General features: G+C 67.8%; 19 protein-coding genes. 6 read left to right on the top strand and 13 right to left on the bottom strand.

Annotated elements, in window-relative coordinates:
* Positions 1-3: 3 nt before the first annotated feature.
* Positions 4-2,337 (bottom strand): oxidoreductase, encoded by a 2,334-nt coding sequence (locus tag DXV50_RS02530; protein ID WP_117204640.1) that lies wholly within the window; start codon positions 2,335-2,337, stop codon positions 4-6.
* Between the two features lie 546 nt (positions 2,338-2,883).
* Between DXV50_RS02530 and DXV50_RS02525 the strand changes: the two genes are divergently transcribed.
* Together DXV50_RS02525 and DXV50_RS02520 are read left to right on the top strand one after the other, a co-directional pair.
* Entirely contained in the window at positions 2,884-4,902 is a 2,019-nt protein-coding gene (locus DXV50_RS02525; RefSeq protein WP_117204639.1) for a YgiQ family radical SAM protein, read from the top strand.
* Between the two features lie 246 nt (positions 4,903-5,148).
* Positions 5,149-7,296: a Tex family protein gene (locus DXV50_RS02520; protein ID WP_117204638.1), complete on the top strand. Its 2,148-nt coding sequence runs from the start codon at positions 5,149-5,151 to the stop codon at positions 7,294-7,296.
* 151 nt (positions 7,297-7,447) lie between these two features.
* Here the strand turns inward: DXV50_RS02520 and DXV50_RS02515 are convergent, their stop codons facing one another.
* The 5 genes from DXV50_RS02515 to DXV50_RS02495 form a co-directional block, all read right to left on the bottom strand.
* Positions 7,448-7,870: a type II toxin-antitoxin system VapC family toxin gene (locus DXV50_RS02515; protein ID WP_117204637.1), complete on the bottom strand. Its 423-nt coding sequence runs from the start codon at positions 7,868-7,870 to the stop codon at positions 7,448-7,450.
* Positions 7,863-8,165, bottom strand: coding sequence for a type II toxin-antitoxin system Phd/YefM family antitoxin (locus DXV50_RS02510; RefSeq protein WP_117204636.1), 303 nt, complete (start codon positions 8,163-8,165; stop codon positions 7,863-7,865). Before DXV50_RS02510 ends, DXV50_RS02515 begins: the two co-directional genes overlap by 8 nt.
* Before the next feature lie 104 nt (positions 8,166-8,269).
* A complete protein-coding gene (locus DXV50_RS02505) occupies positions 8,270-9,322 on the bottom strand; it encodes a D-alanine--D-alanine ligase family protein (protein WP_117204635.1) in 1,053 nt (350 codons plus the stop codon).
* 18 nt (positions 9,323-9,340) lie between these two features.
* Positions 9,341-9,853, bottom strand: coding sequence for a flavin reductase (locus tag DXV50_RS02500; protein WP_117204634.1), 513 nt, complete (start codon positions 9,851-9,853; stop codon positions 9,341-9,343).
* A 62-nt stretch (positions 9,854-9,915) separates the two neighbouring features.
* Positions 9,916-10,989 (bottom strand): Gfo/Idh/MocA family protein, encoded by a 1,074-nt coding sequence (locus tag DXV50_RS02495; protein WP_117204633.1) that lies wholly within the window; start codon positions 10,987-10,989, stop codon positions 9,916-9,918.
* A 105-nt stretch (positions 10,990-11,094) separates the two neighbouring features.
* Between DXV50_RS02495 and DXV50_RS02490 the strand changes: the two genes are divergently transcribed.
* A complete protein-coding gene (locus DXV50_RS02490; RefSeq protein WP_117204632.1) occupies positions 11,095-12,174 on the top strand; it encodes a dipeptidase in 1,080 nt (359 codons plus the stop codon).
* 106 nt (positions 12,175-12,280) lie between these two features.
* Here the strand turns inward: DXV50_RS02490 and DXV50_RS02485 are convergent, their stop codons facing one another.
* Positions 12,281-13,138: a DegV family protein gene (locus DXV50_RS02485; protein ID WP_117204631.1), complete on the bottom strand. Its 858-nt coding sequence runs from the start codon at positions 13,136-13,138 to the stop codon at positions 12,281-12,283.
* A 551-nt stretch (positions 13,139-13,689) separates the two neighbouring features.
* On the opposite strand from DXV50_RS02485, the gene DXV50_RS09670 reads away from it, so the two are divergent.
* From DXV50_RS09670 to DXV50_RS02470, 3 genes are all read left to right on the top strand, one after another.
* Positions 13,690-14,697, top strand: coding sequence for a beta/alpha barrel domain-containing protein (locus DXV50_RS09670; protein ID WP_198666387.1), 1,008 nt, complete (start codon positions 13,690-13,692; stop codon positions 14,695-14,697).
* A 193-nt stretch (positions 14,698-14,890) separates the two neighbouring features.
* A complete protein-coding gene (locus tag DXV50_RS02475) occupies positions 14,891-17,392 on the top strand; it encodes a glycoside hydrolase family 3 C-terminal domain-containing protein (protein ID WP_117204630.1) in 2,502 nt (833 codons plus the stop codon).
* A gap of 47 nt (positions 17,393-17,439) precedes the next feature.
* Positions 17,440-17,997 carry a hypothetical protein gene (locus DXV50_RS02470; RefSeq protein WP_117204629.1) on the top strand — a complete coding sequence of 186 codons (558 nt, stop codon included), beginning with the start codon at positions 17,440-17,442 and terminating at the stop codon, positions 17,995-17,997.
* 386 nt (positions 17,998-18,383) lie between these two features.
* Here the strand turns inward: DXV50_RS02470 and DXV50_RS02465 are convergent, their stop codons facing one another.
* The 6 genes from DXV50_RS02465 to DXV50_RS02440 all read right to left on the bottom strand — a co-directional run bounded on the left by DXV50_RS02465 (position 18,384) and on the right by DXV50_RS02440 (position 25,223).
* Complete coding sequence (locus tag DXV50_RS02465) at positions 18,384-18,968, bottom strand: transcription repressor NadR (protein WP_117204628.1); 585 nt, start codon at positions 18,966-18,968, stop codon at positions 18,384-18,386.
* Complete coding sequence (gene nadC / locus DXV50_RS02460) at positions 18,965-19,822, bottom strand: carboxylating nicotinate-nucleotide diphosphorylase (RefSeq protein WP_117204627.1); 858 nt, start codon at positions 19,820-19,822, stop codon at positions 18,965-18,967. Before nadC ends, DXV50_RS02465 begins: the two co-directional genes overlap by 4 nt.
* Before the next feature lie 65 nt (positions 19,823-19,887).
* On the bottom strand, positions 19,888-21,189 hold the full coding sequence (locus DXV50_RS02455) for an L-aspartate oxidase (protein ID WP_117204626.1): 1,302 nt from the start codon (positions 21,187-21,189) through the stop codon (positions 19,888-19,890).
* 70 nt (positions 21,190-21,259) lie between these two features.
* Positions 21,260-22,189 carry a quinolinate synthase NadA gene (gene nadA, locus DXV50_RS02450; RefSeq protein ID WP_198666386.1) on the bottom strand — a complete coding sequence of 310 codons (930 nt, stop codon included), beginning with the start codon at positions 22,187-22,189 and terminating at the stop codon, positions 21,260-21,262.
* A gap of 141 nt (positions 22,190-22,330) precedes the next feature.
* Complete coding sequence (locus DXV50_RS02445; RefSeq protein WP_117204625.1) at positions 22,331-24,433, bottom strand: ABC transporter permease; 2,103 nt, start codon at positions 24,431-24,433, stop codon at positions 22,331-22,333.
* The gene (locus tag DXV50_RS02440; RefSeq protein WP_269801593.1) at positions 24,423-25,223 is read right to left on the bottom strand and encodes an ABC transporter ATP-binding protein; all 801 of its coding nucleotides are present in this window, start codon (positions 25,221-25,223) and stop codon (positions 24,423-24,425) included. The genes DXV50_RS02445 and DXV50_RS02440 overlap by 11 nt, the downstream gene beginning before the upstream one ends.
* Between the last annotated feature and the right edge of the window lie 122 nt (positions 25,224-25,345).

Raw genomic sequence — 25,345 nt, 5'->3', positions numbered from 1 at the left:
TCCCTAGAGCGCGCAGCCGAGCCTGTACGCCGCCCGAACGGCCTCCAGAACGCGCCCCGGGGCAAAGGCGTCCCCGAGGTTTCGCAGCTCGGGGGCCGCATGGACCTTCTGAAGCTCGAAGAAGAGCCCGTCGTCCGCGCGCCCGCCGCAGGCGAGCACCAGAAGGTCGCAGCGCAGCCCCTCCTCGCGCCAGTCGTCGCCGATCCTGGGCTCGAGCGGGTTCACCACGTTCTTGGGCAGCACCGGCGTCCACGAGACGTAGGGGTCGGGCACGTGCCTGTCGTGGTTGCGCGAGACGCGCAGCGCGATGGCGCCGTCGGGCGCCGCCGCGTCCTCGAGGCGCACCTCCTCGACGCGTGCCATGTTGAGCAGCCGCACGCCGCGGCGGGCGAGCACGTGGAGCAGGTGGCCCCTGTTGGCCGTGCAGGCGCCCTCCATCATGTGCGGCAGTGCCTCCACGACGCAGACCCTCTCCACGCCGCGCTCGACGCTCAGCCACTGCGCGCACTCGCAGCCCACGGCGCCGCCACCGACGACCACCACCGACCGCGCGCCGGCAAGGGCCACCGGGTCCCGCATGAGCTCGGAGGCCTGCCGCGCCCGCCCGCTGGCGAGAAGCCCGTCCACCCCCGGAATCGGCGGGACCGCGTCGGTGGCACCCGTGGCGCACACGATGGCGTCAAAGCCGCCGGCCGCGAGCTCCCCCGCGCCGGCGCGGTGCCCGAGCTCCACGGCAAGGCCGCCCTCGCGCTCTGCGGCGCGCAGCTGCCCCACGAGGTAGGAGCGGTAGTTCTCCACGTCAAACTTTATCCGGGCGGCACCGGCGCAAAGCAGCTTTCCGCCCAGCTCGTCGGACGCGTCCATGAGCGTGACCTCGTGTCCGCGGCGCGCCGCCACGAGCGCACACGCCATGCCCGCGGGACCGGCCCCCACCACGGCCACGCGGCGTGGCGAGGCGGCGCGCGGCGGGATCTCCGGCATGGCGTGCTCGAAGGAGCAGCGGGGGTTGACCGCGCATTGCGGGTGGCCGCCCTCCACGAACTCGTTCACGCAGCCCTCCTGGCAGCCGATGCACGGCCTGATCTGGTCGACGCAGCCCGCATAGGCCTTGTTGGGCCACTCGGGATCGGCCAGCAGGGGACGTCCCAGCATCACCATGTCGCAGGCGCCCTCGCGCAGGGCGCGCTCGGCCACGTCGGGGTAGCCTAGCTTGCCGACCGCGACGACAGGCACGGGAAGCCCGGCGTTGGACTTGACGCCGTCCCTGGCAAAGCGCCTCTTCACGGCCTCGGCCAAGGGCACGAAGCAGCCCGCCGGCATGCTCGCGGGCGGGTGGGGCATCCACCAGTTGTCGTAGCAGCCCAAATCGACGTCGAAGAGGTCCACGCCGGCCGCCACGAGCTCCTCCATGTAGCCGAGCGTCTGCTCAACCGAGCGCCCGCCGCGCATGCGGCCCAGGTAGGTACCGTCGAGGACCTTCTCGCCATAGGTCTCCTCCAGGGCGAGGGAGAGGTCGATGCGGTACATGATCGGGAGGTCCGGCCCCACGCGGCGGCGAATCTCGCGCACCGCGTCCAGGCCAAAGCGGCGCCAGTCGGCGTAGCGGCCCAGCCTGCGGTGGTTGAAGGCGGGGTTGGCCATCTGCTCGAGGAGATAGCCCTCGTGCCCGTGGAGGTAGACGCCGTCAAGCCCCATGGCCGAGGCGTCGGCGGCCGCCTGCCCGAGGGCCCTCACGATGCGGCCGAGTCTGCGGTCGGAGAGGCGCATGCACGGCACCGACGGCATGTAGTAGTTGGGAAGGACGCTCGCCGAGGCCGGGAACCTCTTGAGCGTGAGGAGGCACTGCGGGTTGCCGACGCGGCCCAGACCGGCCGTGAGCTGCACGAATATGCGCGAGCCAAAGGCATGGACGCCCTGTGCCAGGTCGCGCCAGCCGGCCATGACGGTGCGACTGCGGTCGATGCGCGGAAAGTAGGTGAGCCCGCCCGGCTCGGTGACCGTGGCGTCGATGCCGTGGCTCACGGGCACGAGGCCGGTCGTGATGAGGCCGCAGCCGCCCTTGGCCCGAGCAAAGAAGTAGTCGAGCATCTTCTGGTTGGGCCGGCCCGTCTCCTCGCACATGTCGATGTTGCCCATGGGCGCCATGACGATGCGGTTCTTGAGGGTGAGGCGGTTCACCCTGATGGGCGAGAAGAGCGCGTCGTAGGGGTAGAGCTCGCTCGTCATGCGGGCTGCGCCGCCGCACGATCCGGCGGACGCCGACTCCTCGGGCCGCGGCCGCGCGGGCCAGTCGTCAAACCCGTCAACCAACTCCTGCACCAGGACGTCCTTGGCCATCGTGTCCCCTCTCGACATTGCTCCGACGCAAAGACTCTAGCCCTCGGTTGTTGAGACGTCAACATTTCTTGCTGCAAGACGTCGCGCGTCGCGCAACAGCGGCACGGCGTGTCAGGCGCCCGGCGCAACGGGAGGGGCTCCTGGCCTGGCGGGCGCACGGCAAACGCGAGAAGACCCGCTTTGTGTATTAAGAAATTGATACACAAAGCGGGTCTTCTTGCTATTGGCGCGTGCATGCACGGGCCTTTTGTGCCAATTGGGGCTTCCTGTATCAATGATTTAATACACAAGAAGGCGGCGGGCGGCGGCCTGACCAACGTCCCACAGGCGCCCCACAAACGAAGGCGCCCCCGTCGCTGGAGGGGCGGCGGGGGCAACAAGGAAAGAAGGTGACTATGGTTTACCACGGTTTTCTCCCCCTCAATCAACCGCTGGTCGGATGCACAATCTGACCACGCTCGCTCCACGTTGGCACCACAAACCACAAAGCCCGCCCCCGAGCGCTACCATTGAGCAACACCCCCAGTCGAGAAGGACGGACGCACCATGGCCCAGGCCCACAGCAGCAAGCGCAACCCCCAAAGCCGAGGCGGCCAGAACGGCCGAGCCGGCCAGCGAGGCCAAGGCAGCCAAGGCGGCCAGCGCTCCCACGCGCGCCGCAGGCCGGCCGCAGCCGCTCCCGAGCCCGCCCGTCCCCCACGTGAGGCGTTTCTCCCCGTCAGCCGCGCCGACATGGAGGCTCGCGGCTGGGAGCAGTGCGACTTCGTCTACGTCTGCGGCGACGCCTACGTTGACCACCCCAGCTTTGGCATGTCCATCATCACGCGCACCCTGGAGGCCCACGGCTTCAAGGTGGGCGTGATCTGCCAGCCGGACTGGCACGACCCCAAGAGCGTTGCCGTCCTGGGCGAGCCCCGCCTGGCCTTCCTGGTCTCCGCCGGTAACATGGACTCCATGGTCAACCACTACACCGTGGCCAAGCGCCGCCGCGGCAAGGACTTCTACACCCCCGGGGGCGTCATGGGGGCGCGCCCGGACCACGCCTGCGTGGTCTACTCAAACCTCATCAGGCGCACGTACAAGCACGCGGCCATCGTGCTGGGCGGCATCGAGGCGAGCCTGCGCCGCCTTGCCCACTACGACTACTGGTCGGACTCCCTCAAGCGCTCCATCCTGCTTGACTCCGGTGCCGACCTCGTCCTCTACGGAATGGGCGAGAAGTCCATCGTGGAGGTGGCGGAGGCCCTGGACTCGGGCCTTTCCATCGACCAGGTGACCTGGATCTGCGGCTCTGCCTACAAGGCTCACTCGCTTGACGAGGTCTACGACTACGACCTGCTGCCCTCCTTCGACGAGCTGCGCGCGGACCGCCTCAACTACGCCCGCAGCTTTGCCGTTCAGTACCGCAACATGGACTCCGTGACAGCCCACCGCCTGGTGGAGCCCTACCCGGCCGACAACCTCTTCGTGGTGCAGAACCCGCCGCAGCCCCCGCTCACCACCCCCGAGCTGGACGGCGTCTACGAGCTGCCCTACGCCCGCGCGTGGCACCCGGACTACGACGCCGCGGGCGGCGTGCCGGCCTTCGACTTTGACGAGGTGCGCTTCTCCATTGCGGCCAACCGCGGCTGCTTTGGCGAGTGCAGCTTCTGTGCCATCACCTTCCACCAGGGCCGCGTCCTGCAGGTCAGGAGCCACAAGAGCATCATGGAGGAGGCCCGCGCCCTCACGGCAGACCCCCACTTCAAGGGCTACATCACCGACGTCGGCGGCCCCACGGCAAACTTCGGCCGACCCGCGTGCGACAAGCAGGCCACCCGCGGCGTGTGCAGCAACCGCCGCTGCATGTGGCCCACGCTCTGCAAGAACATGGTGGTCGAGGAGGACTCCTACGCCGAGCTCCTGCGCGACCTGCGCCAGCTTCCCGGCGTGAAGAAGGTCTTCGTGCGCAGCGGCGTCCGCTTTGACTACACCCTGGCCGACAAGTCCGACAAGTTCCTCGAGGAGCTGGTCAACCACCACGTGAGCGGCCAGCTGCGCCTGGCGCCCGAGCACGTGAGCGACACGGTCCTAGCCGCCATGGGCAAGCCGCCCCGCGCGGTCTACGATGCCTTCTGCCGCCGCTTCGAGCAGGTCACGCGTCGCGCCGGCAAGGAGCAGTACGTGGTGCCCTACCTCATCAGCTCGCACCCCGGCAGCACCATGAAGGAGGCCGTGGAGCTGGCCGAGGCCGTGCGTGACATGGGCTACATGCCCGAGCAGGTCCAGGACTTCTACCCCACCCCGTCCACCATGAGCACCTGCATGTACTACACGGGCGTGGACCCGCGCAACATGCAGCCCATCTACGTGCCGCGCGACCCGCACGAGAAGGCCATGCAGCGCGCGCTCATCCAGTACCGCAAGCCCGAGAACTGGCGCCTGGTCAACGAGGCCCTGCACAAGGCCGGCCGCACCGACCTCATCGGCTTTGGCGAGAAGTGCCTGATCCGCCCCTACCCGCCCAAGGAGACAGACGAGTGCGGGCGTGGCCCCCGCGGCAAGAAGCGCACTTCTCGACGGTAGCCAGAGCGGAGCTGGCGGCGGCGTTCCCACTGCAGCGATGCCAACAATACCGAGCTGGGTATGCGTCCATGGATGCCCAGCTCGGTTTTCTTGGTCAAATGGCGAGAAAAGCCGACTTGGGTGTCCGAGTGCGAACACCCAAGTCGGCATTTGCGGCCTAACAACGCCGAGGCTCGAGCGCGCACCGTTCGGGTATCCTAGTGGCCTTATGCACATCGGCACCAACAGTAGACGGGGGCATAAAACATGGACATAGTTTCCACGCTCGCGGAGGAGCTGGGGCTCAAGCCGGAGGCCGTCAGCGCGGCTGTCGGCCTCATCGACGAGGGCAACACCATCCCCTTCATTGCGCGCTACCGCAAGGAGGCCACCGGCGGCATGGACGACGTCGCCCTGCGCGCCCTCGAGGAGCGCCTGGGCTACCTGCGCAACCTCGAGCAGCGCAAGCGCGACGTCCTTCTCCTCATCAAGGTCCAGGGCAAGCTCACGCCCGAGCTCGAGGCAGAGATAAACGCCGCCACGCAGCTGCAGCGCGTGGAGGACCTCTACAAGCCCTACCGCAAGAAGCGCCAGACCCGCGCGCAGAAGGCCCGCGAGGCAGGCCTGGAGCCGCTTGCCAACATGATGATCATGCAGGTCAGCCCCAGGGGAGGAGCGCTGGCCGCCGCCGAGGGGTACGTCAACGCCGAGGCTGGCTTCGACACCGCCGAGAAGGCCCTTGCGGGCGCCCAGGACATCGTGGCCGAGACCGTGGCCGAGGAGCCGGAGAACGTGGCCGACCTGCGCGCCTTCACCGAGGCCACCGCAGACGTCAGCTCCGTGGCCGTGGACGCCGCCGAGAAGACCCCCTACGAGCCCTACTACGACTACGCCGAGCCCCTGCGCAAGGTTCCCAACCACCGCGTCCTGGCCATGGACCGCGGCGAGCGCGAGGGCAAGCTGCGCGTCCGCGTGGCCGTGGACCAGACGGCCGCCGTGGCCCGCCTGGGCGCACGCTGGCCTCGCCGCCAGGGCCCCTTCGCGCCCTACCTGGACGCGGCCGTGGCCGACGGCTACAAGCGCCTCATGGCCCCCTCCCTTGAGCGCGAGGAGCGCGCCCGCCTGACTGTGCGCGCCCAGACCGAGGCCATCAAGGTCTTTGCCAAGAACCTCGAGGGGCTTCTCTCCGCGCGCCCCGTCCGCGGCGCCCGCGTGCTGGCGCTTGACCCGGGCTACCGCACCGGCTGCAAGGTGGCCGTCATGGACGAGACGGGCAAGCTTCTTGACCACGGCGTGGTCTTTCCCACCAAGCCCCGCCACGACGTGGCCGGCACCAAGCGCGAGCTTGCCCGACTGGTCAAGAAGGACCAGGTCAACACCATCGTCATCGGCAACGGCACCGCCAGCCGAGAGACCGAGGAGGTCGTGAGCGAGTTCATCGGAGAGTCCGCGCCCGACCTGCGCTACACCATAGTCAACGAGGCCGGCGCCTCGGTCTACTCCGCCTCCGAGCTGGCAAGCCAGGAGTACCCGGACCTGGACGTCACCGTCCGCGGCGCCATGAGCCTGGGCCGGCGCCTCCAGGACCCGCTGGCCGAGCTCGTCAAGATCCCGCCCCAGTCCATCGGCGTGGGCCAGTACCAGCACGACCTTGATCAGGCCGAGCTCTCCCGCGCGCTGGGCAACGTGGTGGAGGACGTGGTCAACCGCGTGGGCGTGGACGTCAACACCGCGAGCGCGAGCCTTCTGGGCTACGTCTCTGGCATCACGCCGGCCGTGGCCAGAAACATCGTGGCCTACCGCGAGCAGAACGGCGCCTTCACTGACCGCCGCCAGCTCCTCAAGGTGCCCAAGCTGGGCCCCAAGGCCTATCTCAACGCCGCGGGCTTCCTGCGCATCACGGGTGGCAAGAACCCGCTCGACGCCACGAGCGTCCACCCCGAGAGCTACCCGGTGGCAACCGAGGTCCTGCGCCGCGCCGGCGTGGGCGCAGACGAGCTTGCGCGCGGCGGCGTGCCAGACATCGAGCGTCGCGTGGGCAGCGTGGGCACCCTGGCCAGCGAGCTGGGGTGCGGCACGCTCACCCTGGTGGACATCATCAACGAGCTCAAGAAGCCCGGCCGCGACCCGCGCGACGACGCCCCCGAGGTGGTCTTCAACCGCGCGGCGCTCACCATGGAGGACCTTGAGCCCGGCATGGAGCTCAGGGGCACCGTTCGCAACGTGGTGGACTTCGGCGCCTTCGTCGACGTGGGCGTCCACCAAGACGGCCTCGTGCACATCTCAAAGATGTCGAACCGCTTCGTCAAGCACCCCAGCGACGTGGTGCGCGTCGGCGACACCGTGACCGTCTGGGTGGAGAAGGTCGACCTCCAGCGAAAGAAGATCTCGCTGTCCATGGTCCAGGGCAAGTAGCGTGCGTGGCGGCCGGAGCGCCTTCCGGTCGCCACGCTCTTCTCGGCGAGAAGGGCGTGTCACAACTTGGTGGCTCCGCGCCGGTAAAGCGCTTTGCATCAAAAGTTGTGACACGCTATTTTGCTGGCAGCGCTTGCCCGCGGGCCGCCACTCACCCCTCCAGCGTGGCGAGAAACGCGCGTGGCGCCATGGCGGGAACGCTCGAGCGCGAGTACGCGGCAACGTCGCGCGTGACGATGGCGCGGGCCCCCACGAGCTCGGCCGAGGCGCGGACGAGGGCGTCCTCAAGGTCTGGCTCGTCGCTCGCAAAGGCGGCGTCCAGCACCGCGGCGTCCAGGGGCAGGACACGCACGATCTGCCGGAAGTCATCGAGCCGCTGCCGCACCACGGCCTCGTTGCGATACCTCCGGCACAAGATGTAGTAGACGTCCTTGAGGCACCCGGCCGTCACCACCGGCTCCAGCTCGGCGTCGTCGAGAAGCTCGTAGATGACGTCGACGGCGGCACGGTGCTCCGGGCGACTGGCATCCAAGTAGTCGAGAAGAACGTTAGTGTCCAGGACGACCTCAGCCAAAGCGCCTCACCCGCTCCTCGCCAAGCAGCTCCCGGTCACGCTCGATGCTCCCCCAGGCAGCGCCAACCCCCGCGGGCTTCTCGGCCTCAATGGACGCCGTGAGGGCGCGGAAGGCCTCGAGCTTGCGGCGCCTCTCCGCAGCACCGGCGTCGGCCGGCTGGATGACCACCCATGGCCTGTTGTTCTTGAGCACCGTGAGTGGCGCACCCAGCTCGTTCACCGCCTCGGTGAGCGAGCTGAACCTGGCCTTTGCCTCCCTGACCCCAACGGGCTCCAGCGTAGCCGTGGTATCCATCGAAACCCCCAATCCTCGCGTTTGTGACTACATTATAGAGATTGTGGTCACCGTTGGATAGTGAGCCAGGGCGCCCTTCTCGGCAAGAAGAGCGTTCCTGCTCCCTACGCCAACTTGGCCTCGATGAGCTCCTCGAGGACGTCGCCCAGCTCGTGGCCGGCGACGCGCATCATCTGAGGGAAGCGGCTGTAGTACGTGAGGCCCGGCGTGGAGTTGACCTCGTTGAAGACCACCTCGTGCTCGGGGGTGACGAACAGGTCAACGCGGGCGAAGCCCTCGCAGCCGAGCGCCTCGTACACGCGCCGGGCCGCGTTGCGCACCTTTGCCAGGACCGCGCCGTTAAGGTCGGACGGGCAGCGCAGCTCCGTGTTCTGACCGGGGTTCTTCTCCAGGTGGATGCGGAAGAAGCCGTCTCCCAGGACCTTGATCTGGTCGACCTCGCCCATACGCAGGCCGTTGACGGCGTCGCCGACGATGGCGCAGCCCACCTCGTCGCCCACGATGGCCTCCTCGACGGCCACCTTGGGGTCAAGGGCAAACGCAGCGTCGAGCGCCTCGCGGAAGCTCGCCTGGTCAGAGGCCTTGGAGACACCGATGGAGGAGCCGCCGCGCGCAGGCTTCACAAAGACGGGGAAGCCGCCGCAGGCCTCAACGGCGGCCTGCCCCTCGGCCTCGGAGGCGCCGCGGTAGAGGACCTCGCACTTGGGCGAGCGCACGCCGGCCGCGGCGGCCAGGCGGTGGCTTGCGTCCTTGTCCATGCAGACGGCGCTGGCCAGCACGCCGCAGCCCACGTACGGGATGCCGCAGGTCTCCAGCGTGCCCTGAAGCGTTCCGTCCTCGCCGCCCTGGCCGTGCATGACCGGCAGGGCAACGTCGACGTCAAGGCGCTCCAGGCAGCCGTCACGCAGCGAGAAGAGCCCGCCGGGCGTCCTGCCACAGCCGGGCACCAGCGCCACCGGCGTCACGTCGTGAGTCTCCCACGCGCCGGTGACGTCGGCCGCGTCGCCGGCGTAGTGGAGCCACTCGCCCTCGCGCGTGATGCCAATGAGCACCAGCTCATAGCGACCGTCGAGCGCCTTGATGACGTTGTCGGCAGACTTGCAGGAGATGTCGTGCTCGGTGGAGATGCCGCCGAAGATGATTGCGACCTTTTTCATGATGACTCTTGCCCTTCCCTACTGCGCCACGTAGGCGTGCTCGATGTATGCGACGTACATGGTGTGGTAGTCCCCGTCGGCGTACCACCGCTCTTGGTCCACCACGCCGGGCACAAAGCCCTCCGGGCCCAGGTAGGTGGCGTAGGCCTTGCGGCAGACCAGGGTGAGGCCCGCCTCGGCAAACGTGGTGGTGCCGTCCACGGCAACCGGCGTGAGGCCGCAGGCGGCAATCTTGTCCTCGTCACGGCCGGAGACGCGACCCAGGTAGCCCAGCTCGCGGCGATACCTTGCCGGGTCCAGGAAGCTCAGCGTGAACGTCTGGCTGGCGTCCACGAACTCCTTGGTGTAGCGGCTCTGGCGGATGTAGCAGGTGGCCACCGGGGCTCCCCAGAGCTCACCCAGGCCGCCCCAGCTGGCGGTCATGGTGTTGTGGGAGTCCTGGTCACCGGCAGTAACCAGCATCCAGTCGTCACCGATGGCGGTAAAGGGATTTATGTTCAGGGACTTGACGTCCACTTCCTTCAGAGGCATGCGCCCTCCTTGGTCTGCGTGATGGGGCCAGAGCATTATAGAGCCGGAAGGCCTGCCCGGCCCTAGAGCTCCTCCGGGTAGGTGACGCCCCACTCGCGGCGCAGGCGGGTCATGAGGTCCATCACGTCCGAAGCCACGTCTATGAGGCCGGCGGCCGCCTCGTCGCCGGCGGCGGCGCGTTCGAGGTCGGCCATCTCGTAGCAGAGCGCGTAGGCCTCCTCGCCCGCGCGCACCTCCTCGCGGCGACCGTCCTCGGTCCAGGTGATGACGGCGCGGTCGGCGCGCGGGTACTCCATGACCTCCACGTAGCAGCGGTCAAAGGAGAGCACGGCGCGCTTGGGCTGCTTGGAGTGGAGGGAAAGCGAGAGCACGGCCATCTGGCCCTGCGGGTTTCTGGCCACGATGCCGCTCGTGACGTCCACGCCCGTCTCGCAGCGGTTGGCCAGGCTCACCACCTCGTCGGGCGCCTGGTCCATGAAGAGGCGGGCCAGGCTGAGCGCGTAGACGCCGATGTCCAGCATGGCGCCGCCGGCGAGGTTGGGGTTGTAGAAGCGCGTGGCTGGGTCGTAGGGCTTGTAGCTGCCAAAGTTGAGCTGCGCCAGGTTCATGCGCCCGAACTCGCCCGTGCGCGCGCGGGAAAGGAGCTCCTGGTAGAGCGGCATGTGCAGGATCGTGGTGGCGTCCATGAGCACCACGTGGTTGGCACGGGCAAGCTCGCGGGCCTCGTCGAGCTCCTCGGAGTTGAGCGTGATGGACTTCTCGCACAGCACGTGCTTGCCGGCCGCGAGGGCGCCGCGGAGAAACCCGATGTGGGTGTTGTGCGGCGTGGTGATGTAGATGGCATCGATGTCGGGGTCCGCGTAGAGCTCCTCGAAGGTCTGGTAGACGCGGGGCACGTCGTGGGCGGCGGCAAAGGCCCGGGCCTTCTCCGCGTGGCGGTTGGCCACGCCCTCTATGCGGCGGCCGGCAAGCGCCAGGGAGTCCGCCATCTGGTTGGCGATGACCCCACAGCCGATGACGGCCCACCTGAGCTGGGGCGCGCAAAAGACGTCGGTCGGAAACTCCCTGCCGATGGCGGCCTCGTAGGCGGCCTTGGCAAAGCCGGCGGAGTCAAGCGGGCGTTCGGACTCGGGCATGGTCTTCTCCCCTCCTGTTAAAAGAGCAAGTCAACTCATTCTGCCATGGCAAATTAGGCTTGAATGGAGCAACACGCACTCATCACACGCGTCAGAGGAGCCCACATGAACGCAGCCAGCCCGGCACCCGCGGCCCAGCCCATCCCCGTCTTTGACCTGCACTGCGACACCGCAGACCGCCTGAGCTGGCAGACCCCTTCCGGCAGCCTCAGGAAGGCCGCCGGCATGCACTTCTATGGCCCGGGAGACGAGGCCGACCCCGCCGGCTGCCGTCAGCTCGCCCGCAACCACGGGGCAATCTCGGTGGAGAAGGTCGGGGCCACGCCGTGGGCGCAGTGCTTTGCCTGCTTTGTGCCGGACGAGCTCTCGCCCGAGGAGGCCGTGGCGTTTGAGGCCCACGTGAGCGCCTACCTGGCCGACCAGGTGGCCGCCTGCGCCGAGCTGGGCGCCGTTGCCGTCACCCGCGCGAGCCAGATCCGCCCGCTGCTCGAGGGCGCGCCGGCTGGCGAGAAGGCCGCGCGCCTGGTGGCGGTGCGCACCATAGAGAATGCTCGGCTCTTTGCCGCTGACCTGGGCCTCGTTGAGCGGCTGGCTCGCCAGGGGCTCCTCATGGCGTCCCTCAGCTGGAACGCGGCCGGCCCCTTGGCCAGCGGGCACGACACGCACGAGGGGCTCTCTGCCACAGGCGCGGCGGCGCTGGCCGAGATGGAGCGCTGCGGCGTGGTGATGGACGTCTCGCACCTCAACGACGAGTGCTTTGCCGACGTGGCCGCCCGTGCCAGGCGTCCCTTTGTGGCGAGCCACTCCAACTCGCGCGCCGTCTGTGGCCACCTTCGCAACCTCACAGACGACCAGTTCCGCTGCATCCGCGACGCTGGCGGCGTGGTGGGACTCAACTACTGCACGAGATTCCTGGTTGACGGCGCCCGGGGCGAGGCCGGGCGCGCGGTGACGCCTGCCCAGATCATGACCCATATCGAGCACTGGCTCGACCTCGACGGCGAGGACGTGGTGGCCCTGGGCGGAGACCTCGACGGCGCGAGCGTGCCGGACTGCCTGTCCGACGCGGCCGCGATGCCCGCCTTCCAGCAGGCGCTCCTGGCCAACTTTGGCGAGACCCTCACGCGCAAGCTCTGCTACGGCAACGCCCTCGCCTTCTTCGAGCGCATGGAGCTGCCCGCCTAGGTGCGCGGGAGTGCTTCTCGCCGTTTGCATGTAAAAATGGACGCCCAGCGCGTGCCGAGCGTCCACAAACACATGCAAACAGCGAGAAGCCCGTGCGGGCGGAAGGCTACTTCCTAATGCCGGGGAAGGCCACGGCGAAGGAGCCGGGGCCGCAGTGGGACGTGATGACGTCCTGCGTGTCGTACCAGCGGAAGGACTCAAAGCCGAGCTCGCGGGCGTGCTTCTCGGCGGCCTGCTGGACGGAGAGCGGAAGGCCGCTGGAGCGCACGAAGTAGATCACGGACGTGTCGTAGTCACCCTGCAGGGCCATGTGGTCCATGAGGCCCAGGGCGCAGGTCTCCATCTTGCCGCGGAGCTTCTTGGTGGCGGTGAGCTTGCCGTCGATGAGCTCGATGATGGGCTTGATGCGCAGCAGCGTGGCGCCCAGGAAGGCGGCGTTGGAGAGGCGGCCGCCCGCGCGCAGGTAGCCAAGGTCGCCGGGGATGAAGCCCATGCGCATGCGACCGGCCAGGTCCTCCGACCAGGCCATGAGCTCCTCAATAGAGACCTCGGGGTGCTCGCGCAGGTAGAGGGCGGTCTCGCGCACCACGAAGCCCTGGCCGATGGTCACGTGCGTGGTGTCAAAGCTGTAGACGTATTCGCGACCCTCGGCGGCGGTGCGGGCGGACTCGTAGGAGCAGGTGGTAACCGCGGAGTAGGCAATGTAGAGGATCTTGGCCTCGGGGCACCGCTCGTGAATGCGGTCGAAGACGCGCTGGAAGTCGATGGGCATGCAGCCGCTCGTGCGCGGAAGGACGCCCAGCTGGCGGCACTGCTCCAGCATCTCGGCCGGGTCAAGGGTGCCGTCGTCGATGGTGGCGTCGCCAATGGAGACGTGCATGGGGACGAGCTCGATGCCCAGCTCGGCCGCCTCGGAAGCGGGAATGTCGGAGCCGGTCTCTGCAACGATGACGATGTCGCTCACTGTATGACCTCCAGTTTTGACGTTAGGTCGGTTTTGTTGACTGTAGTTTAAATCTGATAGCCAGCGTTTCCGCAGCTAGACAAAGCGGAGCAATTGTATGCGGCACGAGCGGTTCAAAACAAGCCCGAGTTGGCCGAAGGGTCCTTCTCCACGCTTAGCCCATCAGCCACGCCCAAGACATGGGTCCCTGGGGCGAAAAAATCCGAGCATTGCGGCTACGTTTGCGTCTTGTTGCGAACTTCCGAGTAGCCCGGGCAATTTTGGCCTCGTTTTCCCAGTTGGCGCAAACTGCGACCAACCGTCCGTGGCGGCCGCAGAGCTGCTCAGCTTGTACCAGCAGTCTGTGTTCCAGGTGTCCGTCGGTGCCGGGCACGGGGGTCTTGACCGTGACCTCGACGTTCTTGCCGGCAGGCCAGAAGCACACGCGTCTGATTACCGGCGCCCCTCCTGGGGCATAAAGTGTGGGTACGCGCGAGTCCGGCCGCGTCCCGGCCGCACTTCTCGCCGCACCAATCACGCCATAAGCAACCGCCGCGAGCCTGGAGGCACCCATGTCAGATCAGAGCAGCGCCATCGCCGGGGCCGACCAGCCGTCTGCCCGCAGGTCCATCATCTTCACCGACGGGACAGACGCCATCGGCGAGGTCGTGCCCGCCGCCGACGGGCCCTCCCCCATCGAGGGGCGCCTCCGCAAGGCGCCGCTGCGCGTGCCCGAGGGCTACGGCGAGTGCACGGGCTTCACGCTCTTCGGGCGCCGCATCCGCTCGCTGCTCTACTCCACGGACGTGGCCGTCATCCGCAACTCCAACGCAGACGCCATCTTTGCCGTCTACCCCTTCACGGCGCAGCCCGCCATCACGCAGGCGCTTCTCACCGTGGCCGAGGCCCCGCTCTTTGTGGGCGTGGGCGGCGGCACCACCACCGGACGTCGCGCCGCCGAGCTGGCCGCGGTCTCCGAGATGCAGGGTGCCGCGGGCGTGGTGCTCAACTCCCCCGCCACGCCGGACATGGTGGCCCAGGTGGTCTCCACGGTGGACATCCCCGTGGTGGCGTCCATCACACGCTTTGACGAGGTGACCCGCCAGAAGGTGGAGGCGGGCGCCCGCATCATCAACGTGGCGGCCGGGCGCAACACCGCCGCCGTCATCCGCGAGCTGCGCGAGGCCTACCCCAACCTGCCGATCCTTGCCACCGGCGGAAAGACGCCCGAGGTCACCGGCGCCACGGTCGAGGCCGGCGCCAACGCGCTCATCTGGGCGCCGCCCAGCATCACCGAGCTGCAGCGCGACATGATGGTGCGCTACCGCGAGCGCGAGGCCGTCGAGGCCGTGGGCCCCGAGGACGCCGGCGCCGCTGCCGGCGTGGGCGCCGCCGAGGCCGAGCCGGCCGTGTCGCCGATGCCCGACATCACCGACATGCCCGTGGCGGACGTCCCCGCCGGCGTGGTGGACACGGTGCCTCCCGAGGCCGAGGCCGCAGTCCCGGCCAGCAAGCCCTTCGTGAGCCCCTTCAAGAGCCGCCTGCCGCGCCTCCCCTTCCTCGGCCGCCACGGCCGCTAGGAGCTCTTCGCACCCACAGGGCGCCCCGGCGAGAAGCCCTTCTCGCCGGGGCGCCCTTTTGTTTGCCGCGCCGCCCGCCTGCCGGCCGCGCGGCCAATCGTGTCCGCTGCGGGGCCGATTGTGACAGGATGGCGGCGCGGGGGCGGCCCCCGTCTATCATCAAGGCTGTCGTATAACGCAAGAAGGAGCTCCCATGAAACACGAGGACATCATCGGCAAGCTCAGCCTTGAGGAGAAGTGCGCCCTGCTCCAGGGCGGCACCACCTTCGGCAGCTGGGGCATCGATCGCGCCGACATCCCGGCCATCGAGTTCTCCGACGGCCCCAACGGCGTCCGCCACCAGGCTGGCGCCGCCGACCACCTGGGCCTCAACGGGTCCGAGCCCGCAACCTGCTTCCCCACCGCCGTCACCGTCGCCAACAGCTGGGACCCCGAGCTGGGCGAGCGCGTCGGCGCCGCCATGGGCCAGGAGGCCGCCAGCCAGGGCGTGGACGTCCTTCTGGGACCGGGCCTGTGCATCAAGCGCAACCCGCTGTGCGGCCGCAACTTCGAGTACTTCTCGGAGGACCCGTACCTTGCCGGCAAGATGGCGGCCGGCTACGTGCGCGGCATCCAGTCCAACGGCATCGCCGCGTGCCCCAAGCACTTTGCCGTCAACAGCCAGGAGACCCGCCGCCAGGCGTCCGACTCCATCCTGGACGAGCGCACGCTGCGCGAGATCTACCTCACGGCCTTTGAGATTGTGGTGCGTGAGGCGCAGCCCAAGACCATCATGAGCTCCTACAACCTCATCAACGGCACCTACGCCAACGAGAACGCGCACCTGCTGGACGACATTCTGCGCAAGGAGTGGGGCTTTGACGGCTCCGTCGTCACCGACTGGGGCGGCTCCAACGACCACGCCGCCGGCGTGGCGGCCGGCTCCACCTTCGAGATGCCCGCCCCCGGCCTGGGCTCCGTCCGCGAGCTCCTGGACGCCGTGGCCGCCGGCACCCTCAGCGAGAAGGACATTGACGCGCGCGTGGACGAGGTCATCGACCTGGTGCTCTCCGTCCACCCAGCCACGCTTGCCGCACCCAAGACCTTTGACCAGGACGCCCACCACGAGCTAGCCCGCGAGGCCGCCGCGGAAGGCGCCGTCCTGCTCAAGAACGAGGCGATCGCCGGCGGCGCCCCGCTGCTGCCGCTTGCCGAGGGCACCAAGGTCGCCCTCATCGGCGACTTTGCCCAGACCCCGCGCTACCAGGGCGCCGGCTCCTCGGCCGTCAACTCCACCAAGGTGGACTCCCTGCTGGACATGGTCGGCGAGACCGACCTCACCCTCGTGGGCTACGAGCCGGGCTTCGAGCGCCACGGCGGCCAGAACGCCAGCAAGCGCGCCGCCGCCCTGGAGCTCGCGCGCCACGCCGACGTGGTCCTTCTCGCCCTGGCCCTTGACGAGATCGCCGAGTCCGAGGGCGCCGACCGCCTCAACATGAAGCTCAACGAGAACCAGGTGGAGCTCGCGCACGCGGTGGCCCAGGTCAACCCCAACGTGGTCGTACTTCTCTCCGCCGGCTCCTGCGTGGAGACCGACTGGGCCGACGACGCCCGCTCCATCCTCTACTGCGCCCTGGGCGGCCAGGCCGGCGCCGGCGCTGCGCTGGACATCGTCTGCGGCAAGGTCAACCCCTCCGGCAAGCTGACGGAGACCTGGCCGCTGCGCCTCGAGGACGTGCCCTCCTTTGCCTCCTTCCCCTCCGACGAGAAGCGCGCCGAGTACCGCGAGGGCCTCTACGTGGGCTATCGCTACTTCCAGACGGCCAAGAAGCCCGTGGCCTATCCGTTTGGCTACGGCCTGTCCTACACCACGTTTGCCTACGGCAACCTCGAGGCCAGCGAGTGGGACGCCACCTTCACGGTCACCAACACCGGCACCGTCGCCGGCACCGAGATCGTCCAGCTCTACGTCTCCAAGCCCGACCACCAGGTCTTCCGCCCGGAGCAGGAGCTCAAGGGCTTTGCCCGCGTGACGCTCGAGCCTGGCGAGAGCAAGGTCGTCACCATCGAGCTCGGCGACAAGGCCTTCCGCTACTTCAACGACAAGACCGGCAACTGGGAGGTCGAGGGCGGCACGTGGGAGCTGCGCGTGGCCTCCTCCTCTGACGACGTGCGCCTGACCGCCCAGGTCGAGGTCGCCGGGACCGACGCCCCCAACCCCTACGAGGGCCGCGACGTCTCCTGCTACGAGGACGCCAGCGTAGCAGCCGTCAGCGACGCCAGCTTTGAGGCGCTTCTCGGCCACCCCGTGCCCGCCGACGGCCCCGTCATCGGCCGCAACATGTGCTTCCGCGACCTCAACCACGGCCGCTCACTCATCTTCTGGGTTGTCTGGGCCGTCCTCAAGGCCCTCAAGACCGGCGCCGACAAGTCCGGCAAGCCCAACCTCAACGTGCTCTTCATCTGGAACATGCCGCTGCGCGCGCTGGCCAAGATGACCGGCGGCATGGTTGACATGGGCCTCGTCGACGCGCTGGTCCGCGAGGTGCGCGGCTTTGGCTGGGGCGGCGTCATCCTGCTGGCGGCCGCCATCGCCCTTGGTTGGGGCGTGGGTGCGGGCATCGGCCTGTGGGCCCTGTGGATCTTGGTGCCCATCCTCTACGCCTTTGTGATGAACCTCGTCAGGAACTCTGGCGTGGCCAAGAAGCTCGCCTAGCACCCCGCGCGGGCAACGACCGTCCGACCAACGATTAGGAGCACGCAATGAACTTCTGGAACTCGTTTGCCGAGAAGCATCCCTCAGCCGCGACGTGGATTCGCGAGGGCGGCCTCTTTGTCATCGTGTCCAACCTCGTGACCGTCTTCAAGTACCTCATCCTGCAGTTCCTGCCGATGATCTTCTCCGGCCTGTCCCACGCGGCCTTTGGCTTCCCCGGCATCACGCTCACCATCGCGGGCATCAGCTTCCCGTGGTACATCATCGGCTACGGCGAGGAGGCCGGCGGCTTCTCGTACTTCTGCGCCTATATGGTCGCCATGATCATCGGCGAGTGCATCAACTTCCCCATCCAGCGCAACTTTGTCTTCCGCTCCAAGGGCAACCTCGCCAAGCAGATCATGTGGTACGTGCTGGCCTTCATCGTGATCACCTGCATCGTTAACTCCATCAACTGCATCTGGGTTGCCGTTGCCGGCCAGTTTGTGCCCGACTTCGTCTACAACATCGGCACCACGGTGCTGAACGGCGGCATCTCCATGGTGATCTTCTTCTTCGTGAACAAGATCATCTTCCCCGAGGGAGAGCAGCAGACCGCCAAGTAGCCTCGACGCCACGGAGCGATCGCTTTCAGGGAAGGCCCCGCAGTCATCCGGCTGCGGGGCCTTCTTTTTGGCGCTCCCTTACGCAGAAGTCCCCTTCGTGTGAGCAATTGGCGCGCCGTTGCACAGAAGTCCCCCTGGTGTGAGCCACTTTCGGGGGTGGTCCAAGTATCCGCAAGTTATCAACTGGGGTTTTGCGAGGGGAAAGGTCCAGATGCGGCGCAAACCCGCCGAAAGGCACTCGCACGAAGGCCGGTTCTGCACGGCCGAGCGCGAATTGCTCGCACGAAGGGGACTTCTGCGCAAGATATGACGCCGACCAGCCTCGACGGCCGACCGGCGTCATATCAGGTTTTAAATCACCAGCCCAAAGGGCCCGGTAATACCGGCTATTCCTGCGGATTTGCCCCCGTAGGGTTCTCGCCGGCAAACTCGCCGCGCTCGTAGTCGCTCACTGGAGCCAGGAAGCCGCGCTCCCCCAGGGCCCGAACGACCTCGTCCAGGGCCTCCTCGCAGTCAGCGGTGACGTGGTGGAAGTGGTAGCCGCTCGTGATGAGCATGAGCGGGCTCGACTTGCCGGAGCGGATCTGCGTCATGTAGTTGGCAACGTCGCGGCGGCTGGCAATGCCCAGCTCACACGAGAGCCTGCCATAGACGCGATGGTTCACCAGGACGTCTCGAACGTGTCCACCCAGGTCAACAATGGTATTAAGCTCCTCGGGAGTCTGCTCCACCGTGTGGTGGCACTTGATGAGCCGCGAGGGGCGTGTGGCCTCGCGCTCAAGGACGTAGCCCCGGTTGGTGGATTGGATGGGCCATCCCTGCGTGCGCAGCAGCGCGATGTCCTGCACCACCACCTGGCGGCTCACCTCGCACGCCCGCCCGAGCGCCGAGCCTGAGAGTGGCGCCTCGGCGGCAGACAGGGTGGCGAGAATCTTCTCGCGGCGGAGCTCTCCGGAGATGACGGCGCTCACCCCAGCACCTCCAGGTGCTTGAGCGAGAGGTCCAGGATGCCCGCCGAGTGCGTGAGCGCGCCGCAAGAAACGATGTCTACGCCCAGGTCGGCGTACCCAGCGGCATTCTGGGCCGTGACGTTGCCGGAGGCCTCGGTGATGGCTCGGCCGCCGATGAGGGCGATGGCCTCGGCCATGGCGTCGTGGGTCATGTTGTCGAGCATGATGATGTCGGCCCCTGCGTCCACGGCCTCGCGCACCATGTCCAGGCTCTCGCACTCCACCTCGACCTTTGTCACAAAGGGAGCCGTCGCGCGGGCGGCCTCGATGGCCCGGCGCACGCCACCGGCGGCGTCGATGTGGTTGTCCTTGAGCATGACCGCGTCCGAGAGGCCGTAGCGGTGGAGGTGCCCGCCGCCCAGGCGCACGGCCTCGCGCTCAAAGAGGCGCATGCCGGGCGTGGTCTTGCGGGTGCAGACCAGACGCGTCCCGGTGCCCTCAAGCACGCGTGCGATCCGTGCCGTGTAGGTGGCGATGCCGCTCATGCGCTGCAGGTAGTTGAGGGCCACGCGCTCTGCCTCAAGCAGGACGCGCACGTCGGCATGGACCGTGGCCAGGTGCTGGCCGCACGTCACCGCGGCGCCGTCCTCCACCAGGCGCTCCACGCGAGCGGCAGGGTCAATGAGCTGGAACGTCCTCTCGAAGACGGACAGCCCCGCCACCACGCCGTCCTGCTTGCAGATGAGCTGCACGCGGCCGGGACGGGGCTCTGGCATGACCGCCATGGTGCTGACGTCGCCAAAGGGCATGTCCTCCTCGAGCGCCGCGCGAATGGCGGCGTCCATCTTTGCCAAGATCATGGGGTCGGTGGTCATGGTGAGTCCTCCAAGGTCGGGAATGGGGCAATCGGGGCGAGAAGAGCGGGCGGCGCCCGCGTCCGCTAGCAGTCGGCGCCGCAGAGCAGGCTCACATCGGTCACGTCGCGCGAGCCGGCGATGAAGCGGCTGCGGGCCGAGGCAGCCACGGCAAGCTGGGCGGCGGAGTCGTCGGCAAAGCGGTCCCGCATGATCTTGTCGGCGGCCCGCTGGGCAAAGACGAGGCTCTCCAGCAGGCTGTTGGAGGCCAGGCGGTTGCGCCCGTGGACGCCATTGCAGCACGTCTCGCCCGCGGCAAAGAGGTGCGGCAGCGTGGTCTCGGAGTCGGAGTCCACGTGGATGCCGCCCATGAAGTAGTGCTGCGCGGGCACGACGGGAATGGGCTGTGAGAGGATGTCGTAGCCCTCCTCGGCGCACTGCTCGCGGATGTGCGTGAAGTGGTTGACCACCTCGCTGCGGTCCACGTGCTCGAAGGAGAGCCACACGTGCTCGGAGCCCTGGCGGCGCATCTCTGCCAGGATGTTAGCCGAGACCACGTCGCGCGGCTGGAGCTCGTCGCAGAAGCGCTCGCCGGCGTCGTTGAGCAGGATGGCACCCTCGCCGCGGGCGGACTCGCTGATGAGGAAGCTGCGGCCGGGCTTGTTGGTCCACAGCGTCGTGGGGTGAATCTGCACGTAGTCCATGTGCTCCAGCAGCACGCCGTGCTCGGCGGCAACGCGGCAGCCGTCGCCCGTGAGGCACGGGAAGTTGGTGGAGTGCTTGTAGAGGCCGCCCACGCCGCCCGTGGCCATGACGGTGGCGTCCGCGTTGATGACCAGGCGGTCGCCGGCCGCGTCCTCGGCGACTATGCCGCGGCAGACGCGCCGCCCCGCCCCGTCAAAGCCCTCGATGACGTCGGTCATGCAGGTGTTCTCCATGACGCGCGCGTTAGGCAGCTCGCGCACGCAGGCCAGGAGGTGCGTGGTGATCTCCTCGCCGGTGATGTCCTCGTGGTAGACGATGCGCGGGCGAGAGTGGGCGCCCTCGCGGGTGTAGTCCAGCTCACCCGTGGCCGTGCGCGCAAAGCGGACGCCGCGCTTGATGAGGTCGTCGATGATGGGGCGGCTCGCGCGGATCATCATGTCCACGCTCTCCAGGCGGTTCTCGTAGTGGCCCGCACGCAGCGTGTCCTCGAAGAACGACTCGTAGTCGTCCGGATCGTGCAGCACGCAGATGCCGCCCTGGGCGAGCATGGAGTCACAGCTGGCCACGTCCTCCTTGGAGAGAAGGACCACATTGAGGGCCCTGGGCAGGTTGAGAGCGCAGTACAGGCCCGCCACGCCGCACCCGGCGATGACGACGTCGCAGTCGATGGTCTTGGTTGCCATGTTGATGCTCGCTTCCTTAGTGTTGGCAGTCGTGCCGGGCGAGAGGGTTGACAAAGGGACTGTCCCTTTGTCAACTCTTGGCGTAGTCGAGCATGAGGTCCAGGGCGCGGGTAGAGCCGGCGATGACGGACTCGTCGGGCAGGCCCACCTCGCCGGTGCCGTCGCGCAGGCACGCAAGGACCTTCTCGGCGGTGACGCGGGCCATGTTGGGGCAGACGGGCGTGGTGGCCGGGAAGTAGAAGCGCTTGCCGGTGCCGGCCGTGCGGGCCTCCAGCTCGTGGATGACGCCGTGGACGGTGCAGACGATGAACTCGCGTGCGTCGGAGGCCACGGCCGCCTCGATGATTTGCGAGGTGGAGCCCACGACGTCGGCCTCCCTGAGCACCCAGTCGCCGCACTCGGGGTGGGCCAGCACCAGGGCGCCGGGGTGCTCGCGGCGGGCGGCCTCCACCTCGGCGAGCTCGATGGCCTCGTGCGTGGGGCAGAACCCGTCGTTCAGGATGACGTTCTTCTCGGGAGCCTGCAGCGCCACGTAGTGGCCGAGGTTCATGTCAGGGATGAACAGCACGTTCTTCTGCGGAAGGGCGCGCACGATCTTGACGGCGTTTGAGCTGGTCACGCAGACGTCTGACCAGGCCTTCATCTCGGTGGTGGAGTTGACGTAGCAGGCCACGGCAAGGTCGTCGCCGTACTTGGCGCGGGCGGCGTCCACGGTGGCCTTCTGCACCATGTGGGCCATGGGACAGTCCGCGCTGGGCTCCGGCATGAGCACGGTCTTGCCAGGCGAGAGGAGCTTTGCGCTCTCGGCCATGAAGCGGACGCCGGCAAAGACCAGCGTCTTGCAGTCAAGCGTGGCGGCCTTCTTGGAGAGGAAGAACGAGTCTCCCACGTAGTCGGCGAGCTCCTGGGCGTCGGGCGTCACGTAGTAGTGGGCCAGGACCACGGCGTCCTTCTCGCGCTTGAGCCGCTCAACCTCCGCGCGCATCTCGTCAGATACCATGCCATCCCCTTCTTCGTCTCAACGTAAACGGACAGCAGTATGACACTTGACTTTACAGGTGACAAGACAGTGACGAGAAGAGCAAGAAATAGCGGGGCGAGGGAGACTCTCCCCCGCCCCGCTTCCCCGTGCCCGGCGCGCCTACCTCATGGCGGGACGCAGGACCATGGCCTTGGAAGTCTGGTAGGTCAGCAGGTAGTAGCCGCCATAGAGCGCCAGCACGAAGAGCACCGTGGCCACCAGGGCGTTGCTGATGTCGAAGCCCGTCATGAGCGAGATCAGGCCGTTGATGCTGGTGAGCGCGCAGGCCGCGTGGCAGACGGCCACCACCAGCGGAAAGACGAAGTACACGCCCACCTGCACCATGAGCGCGCGGCGGATCTGGGCGGGCTCGGCTCCGAGCTCGGCCAGCACGCGATAGCGGCTCACGTCGTCGGCCACGGCGGAGAGCTGCTGGATGGACAGCACGGAGGCGCAGCTGATGAGCAGGATCACGCCGATGTAGATGGCCAGGTAGGTGGTCACCACCGTGAGGCCCACGGTGCTGTCGGCAATGGCCTGGCGGGTCTCCATGAAGCACACCGGCCAAGCCTCCACGCCACGCGAGTTGGCGGGTCCGCAGGCCTTCTCGCAGGCGTCTTGGAAGCGCTGCTCGCACTCCTCGACGGAACCGGAATACGTGACGTCCAGGCTGGTCACGGAAGGCACCAGGTCGGCGGGAAGGACCTCGTCGGCTACTACGAAGACGCCCGTCACCGAGGCGGCGGAAGTGTTGTAGAGCGTCTCGTGGGCCATGCCCCGCGGGTGAAGCGTGGTCCCCAGTGCCTCGAAGCCGGGATGCTGCTCGATGAACGCCTCCCAGAAGCCGTCGAGCGGCGCAAAGTCACTCCAGACCAGGCACTCGTCCCGTCCCAGCTCCACGGGCTTCTCGCCGAGAAGGGCGCGCAGGGCGTTGTACTGGGAGACCCTGACAAAGGCAAAGCGGGAGTCGTTCTGCCCCAGGACCTCGTCAAGCGTGGCGTCGGCCGCGTAGCTCGTGGTCTCGTAGGCCCACCGCTGGGAGATCCCGCCCTGGAACCCGAACGGCATGTACTGGTTGACCTGCGCGGACGCAGAGACGATGTCGTCCCAGTCGGAGACCTTGCGGCGCATGCCGGCCACCATGTCAAAGCCGTCTGACGCCGCCTCCTCGTTGACCTCGGGCAGGTCGTAGTCGGCGTCGTCCATGCCCGCGATCATCAGGCCCCTGGGGTACGCGCTGATCGACGCGTCATACGGGCTTCCCTTCTCCAGCGCGTCGGAAAGGCCGCGGCTCACCGAGAAGCCCGTGCACACGCCGCAGATGGCCACGAAGAGCATGGCGCAGACCAGCGTGATGGAGACCCAGGCCGTGTTCACGCGGCTGTTGAGCTGGCGCAGCGTGAAGGCGTTGAGGCCGCGCAGGTAGACGCCGGGACGGCCCTGTAGGAAGCGCAGCAGGAAGCCGGAGACGCTGAAGAAGAACAGAGCCGTGCCCACCGTGACCAGGGCCGTGGCCAGGCCAAACTTGTCGGACATGATGCCGTTGTCGAGCAGCGTGCGGTAGGCCACGCCCATGAGGACGAGCGAGACCACAAAGAGCACCACCGAGACGGGCAGGCACCTCACCTTGACCTTCTCGCTGACCTTGTCCGCGTTGATGAGGTCGATGAGCTTGTAGCGGGAGACCTCGCGCACATTGAGCAGGAGCGACAGGGCAAAGATCGCCGCAAAGCACACCAGCGTAGAGAGCGCCGCCCTCGGCGAGAAGACAAAGGCAAAGCCCGGGATGGTGGCCTCAAAGAGGTTGGCCGTGACGTACATCATGACCTGAGAGAGGAGCACGCCCAGCGCGAGGCCCACCACCAGGGCCGCCACGCCCACGGCAAGCGTCTCCATGACCATGATGGCCGCCACCTGGGCGCGACCCATGCCCAGCGTGAGGTAGATGCCAAACTCTCGCTTGCGCCTCCGCACGAGGAACCGGTTGGCATACACGACGAGAAACCCGAGGATGACGGCGACGAAGAGCGAGACCCCCGAGAGCATGCGCGTGACGGTGGCGACCGCCGCGGACTGCAGCTCGTTGAGGTCGATGACGGCGGTCTGGTCGTTGATGGAGGCAAAGGCGTAGAACACGCAGACGCCAAAGACCAGGGTGATGAAGAAGACGGAGAAGTCCCGCAGGGACTTGCGGACGTTTCCGAGCGCGATCTTAGGCAGCATCTCCGTCCTCCCCTCCAAGGAAGCTCACGACGTCCATGATCTGGTCGAAGAAGCGGCCGCGCGGGGCGGCGCCGCGGGAGAGCTCGTTGAAGAGGCGGCCGTCTTTGATGAAGAGCGCGCGGTGGGCATAGCTGGCCGCAAAGGAGTCGTGCGTGACCATGATGATGGTGGCGCCGGCCTCGTTCATCTGCGTGAGGCACTCCAGGAGCTTGCGGGAGTTACGAGAGTCTAGGGCGCCGGTGGGCTCGTCGGCCAGGACCAGCGCCGGGTCGCACACGATGGCGCGGGCGCAGGCCACGCGCTGGCGCTGGCCGCCGCTCATCTCGTGCGGCATCTTGTCCAGGACCTCGGAGATCTGCAGGCGGGCGGCCACGGCCTCCACGCGGGCGCTGACCTCGCGCGGGGCCACGTGGTTGATCGTGAGCGCCAGGGCGATGTTCTCGCGCGCGGTCAGGGTGTCCAGCAGGTTGGCGTCCTGGAAGACAAAGCCCAGGCGCTCGCGGCGGAAGCGCGCCAGCTCGCCGCGACGCAGGTCGCAGACGTCCTGGCCGTCAACCAGGATGTGGCCGGCCGAGGGGCGGTCGATGGTGGAGATGCAGTTGAGCAGCGTGGTCTTGCCCGAGCCGGACGGGCCCATGACGGCCACGAACTCCCCCCGCGCCACGTCGAGCGAGATCCCGTCCAGGGCGCGGGTGACGTTCTCGCGGCTTCCGTAGTACTTCTCCACCGCCTGCACGCGCAGGGCGGGGACGCTTGAGGTCGAAGGTGAGGATGAGGTCGAAGGTGCCAAGGCGGCTCCTCTCGTTGCGCTTTGTATGACGAGAAGATACTCCCGCAGCGGCTCCTCCCCCGCCATGTCTCCAGGTGAGCCTCACCTTACGGTTTCCTCACCTGCCAGTGGGGACGTTGTCG

Origin of the sequence: Paratractidigestivibacter faecalis (assembly GCF_003416765.1) — a bacterium.
Lineage (GTDB): Bacteria > Actinomycetota > Coriobacteriia > Coriobacteriales > Atopobiaceae > Paratractidigestivibacter > Paratractidigestivibacter faecalis.
Note: the sequence above shows the minus strand (reverse complement) of the source record. Positions and strands in the feature narration are given on the sequence as shown.

What these genes read in the sequence shown, in the direction of transcription:
- DXV50_RS02530 (WP_117204640.1), bottom strand. Translation starts at nt 2,337, where the DNA reads ATGGCCAAGGACGTCCTGGTGCAGGAGTTGGTTGACGGGTTTGACGAC.
- DXV50_RS02525 (WP_117204639.1), top strand. Translation starts at nt 2,884, where the DNA reads ATGGCCCAGGCCCACAGCAGCAAGCGCAACCCCCAAAGCCGAGGCGGC.
- DXV50_RS02520 (WP_117204638.1), top strand. Translation starts at nt 5,149, where the DNA reads ATGGACATAGTTTCCACGCTCGCGGAGGAGCTGGGGCTCAAGCCGGAG.
- DXV50_RS02510 (WP_117204636.1), bottom strand. Translation starts at nt 8,165, where the DNA reads ATGGATACCACGGCTACGCTGGAGCCCGTTGGGGTCAGGGAGGCAAAG.
- DXV50_RS02505 (WP_117204635.1), bottom strand. Translation starts at nt 9,322, where the DNA reads ATGAAAAAGGTCGCAATCATCTTCGGCGGCATCTCCACCGAGCACGAC.
- DXV50_RS02500 (WP_117204634.1), bottom strand. Translation starts at nt 9,853, where the DNA reads ATGCCTCTGAAGGAAGTGGACGTCAAGTCCCTGAACATAAATCCCTTT.
- DXV50_RS02495 (WP_117204633.1), bottom strand. Translation starts at nt 10,989, where the DNA reads ATGCCCGAGTCCGAACGCCCGCTTGACTCCGCCGGCTTTGCCAAGGCC.
- DXV50_RS02490 (WP_117204632.1), top strand. Translation starts at nt 11,095, where the DNA reads ATGAACGCAGCCAGCCCGGCACCCGCGGCCCAGCCCATCCCCGTCTTT.
- DXV50_RS09670 (WP_198666387.1), top strand. Translation starts at nt 13,690, where the DNA reads ATGTCAGATCAGAGCAGCGCCATCGCCGGGGCCGACCAGCCGTCTGCC.
- DXV50_RS02475 (WP_117204630.1), top strand. Translation starts at nt 14,891, where the DNA reads ATGAAACACGAGGACATCATCGGCAAGCTCAGCCTTGAGGAGAAGTGC.
- DXV50_RS02470 (WP_117204629.1), top strand. Translation starts at nt 17,440, where the DNA reads ATGAACTTCTGGAACTCGTTTGCCGAGAAGCATCCCTCAGCCGCGACG.
- nadC (WP_117204627.1), bottom strand. Translation starts at nt 19,822, where the DNA reads ATGACCACCGACCCCATGATCTTGGCAAAGATGGACGCCGCCATTCGC.
- DXV50_RS02455 (WP_117204626.1), bottom strand. Translation starts at nt 21,189, where the DNA reads ATGGCAACCAAGACCATCGACTGCGACGTCGTCATCGCCGGGTGCGGC.
- nadA (WP_198666386.1), bottom strand. Translation starts at nt 22,189, where the DNA reads ATGGTATCTGACGAGATGCGCGCGGAGGTTGAGCGGCTCAAGCGCGAG.
- DXV50_RS02445 (WP_117204625.1), bottom strand. Translation starts at nt 24,433, where the DNA reads ATGCTGCCTAAGATCGCGCTCGGAAACGTCCGCAAGTCCCTGCGGGAC.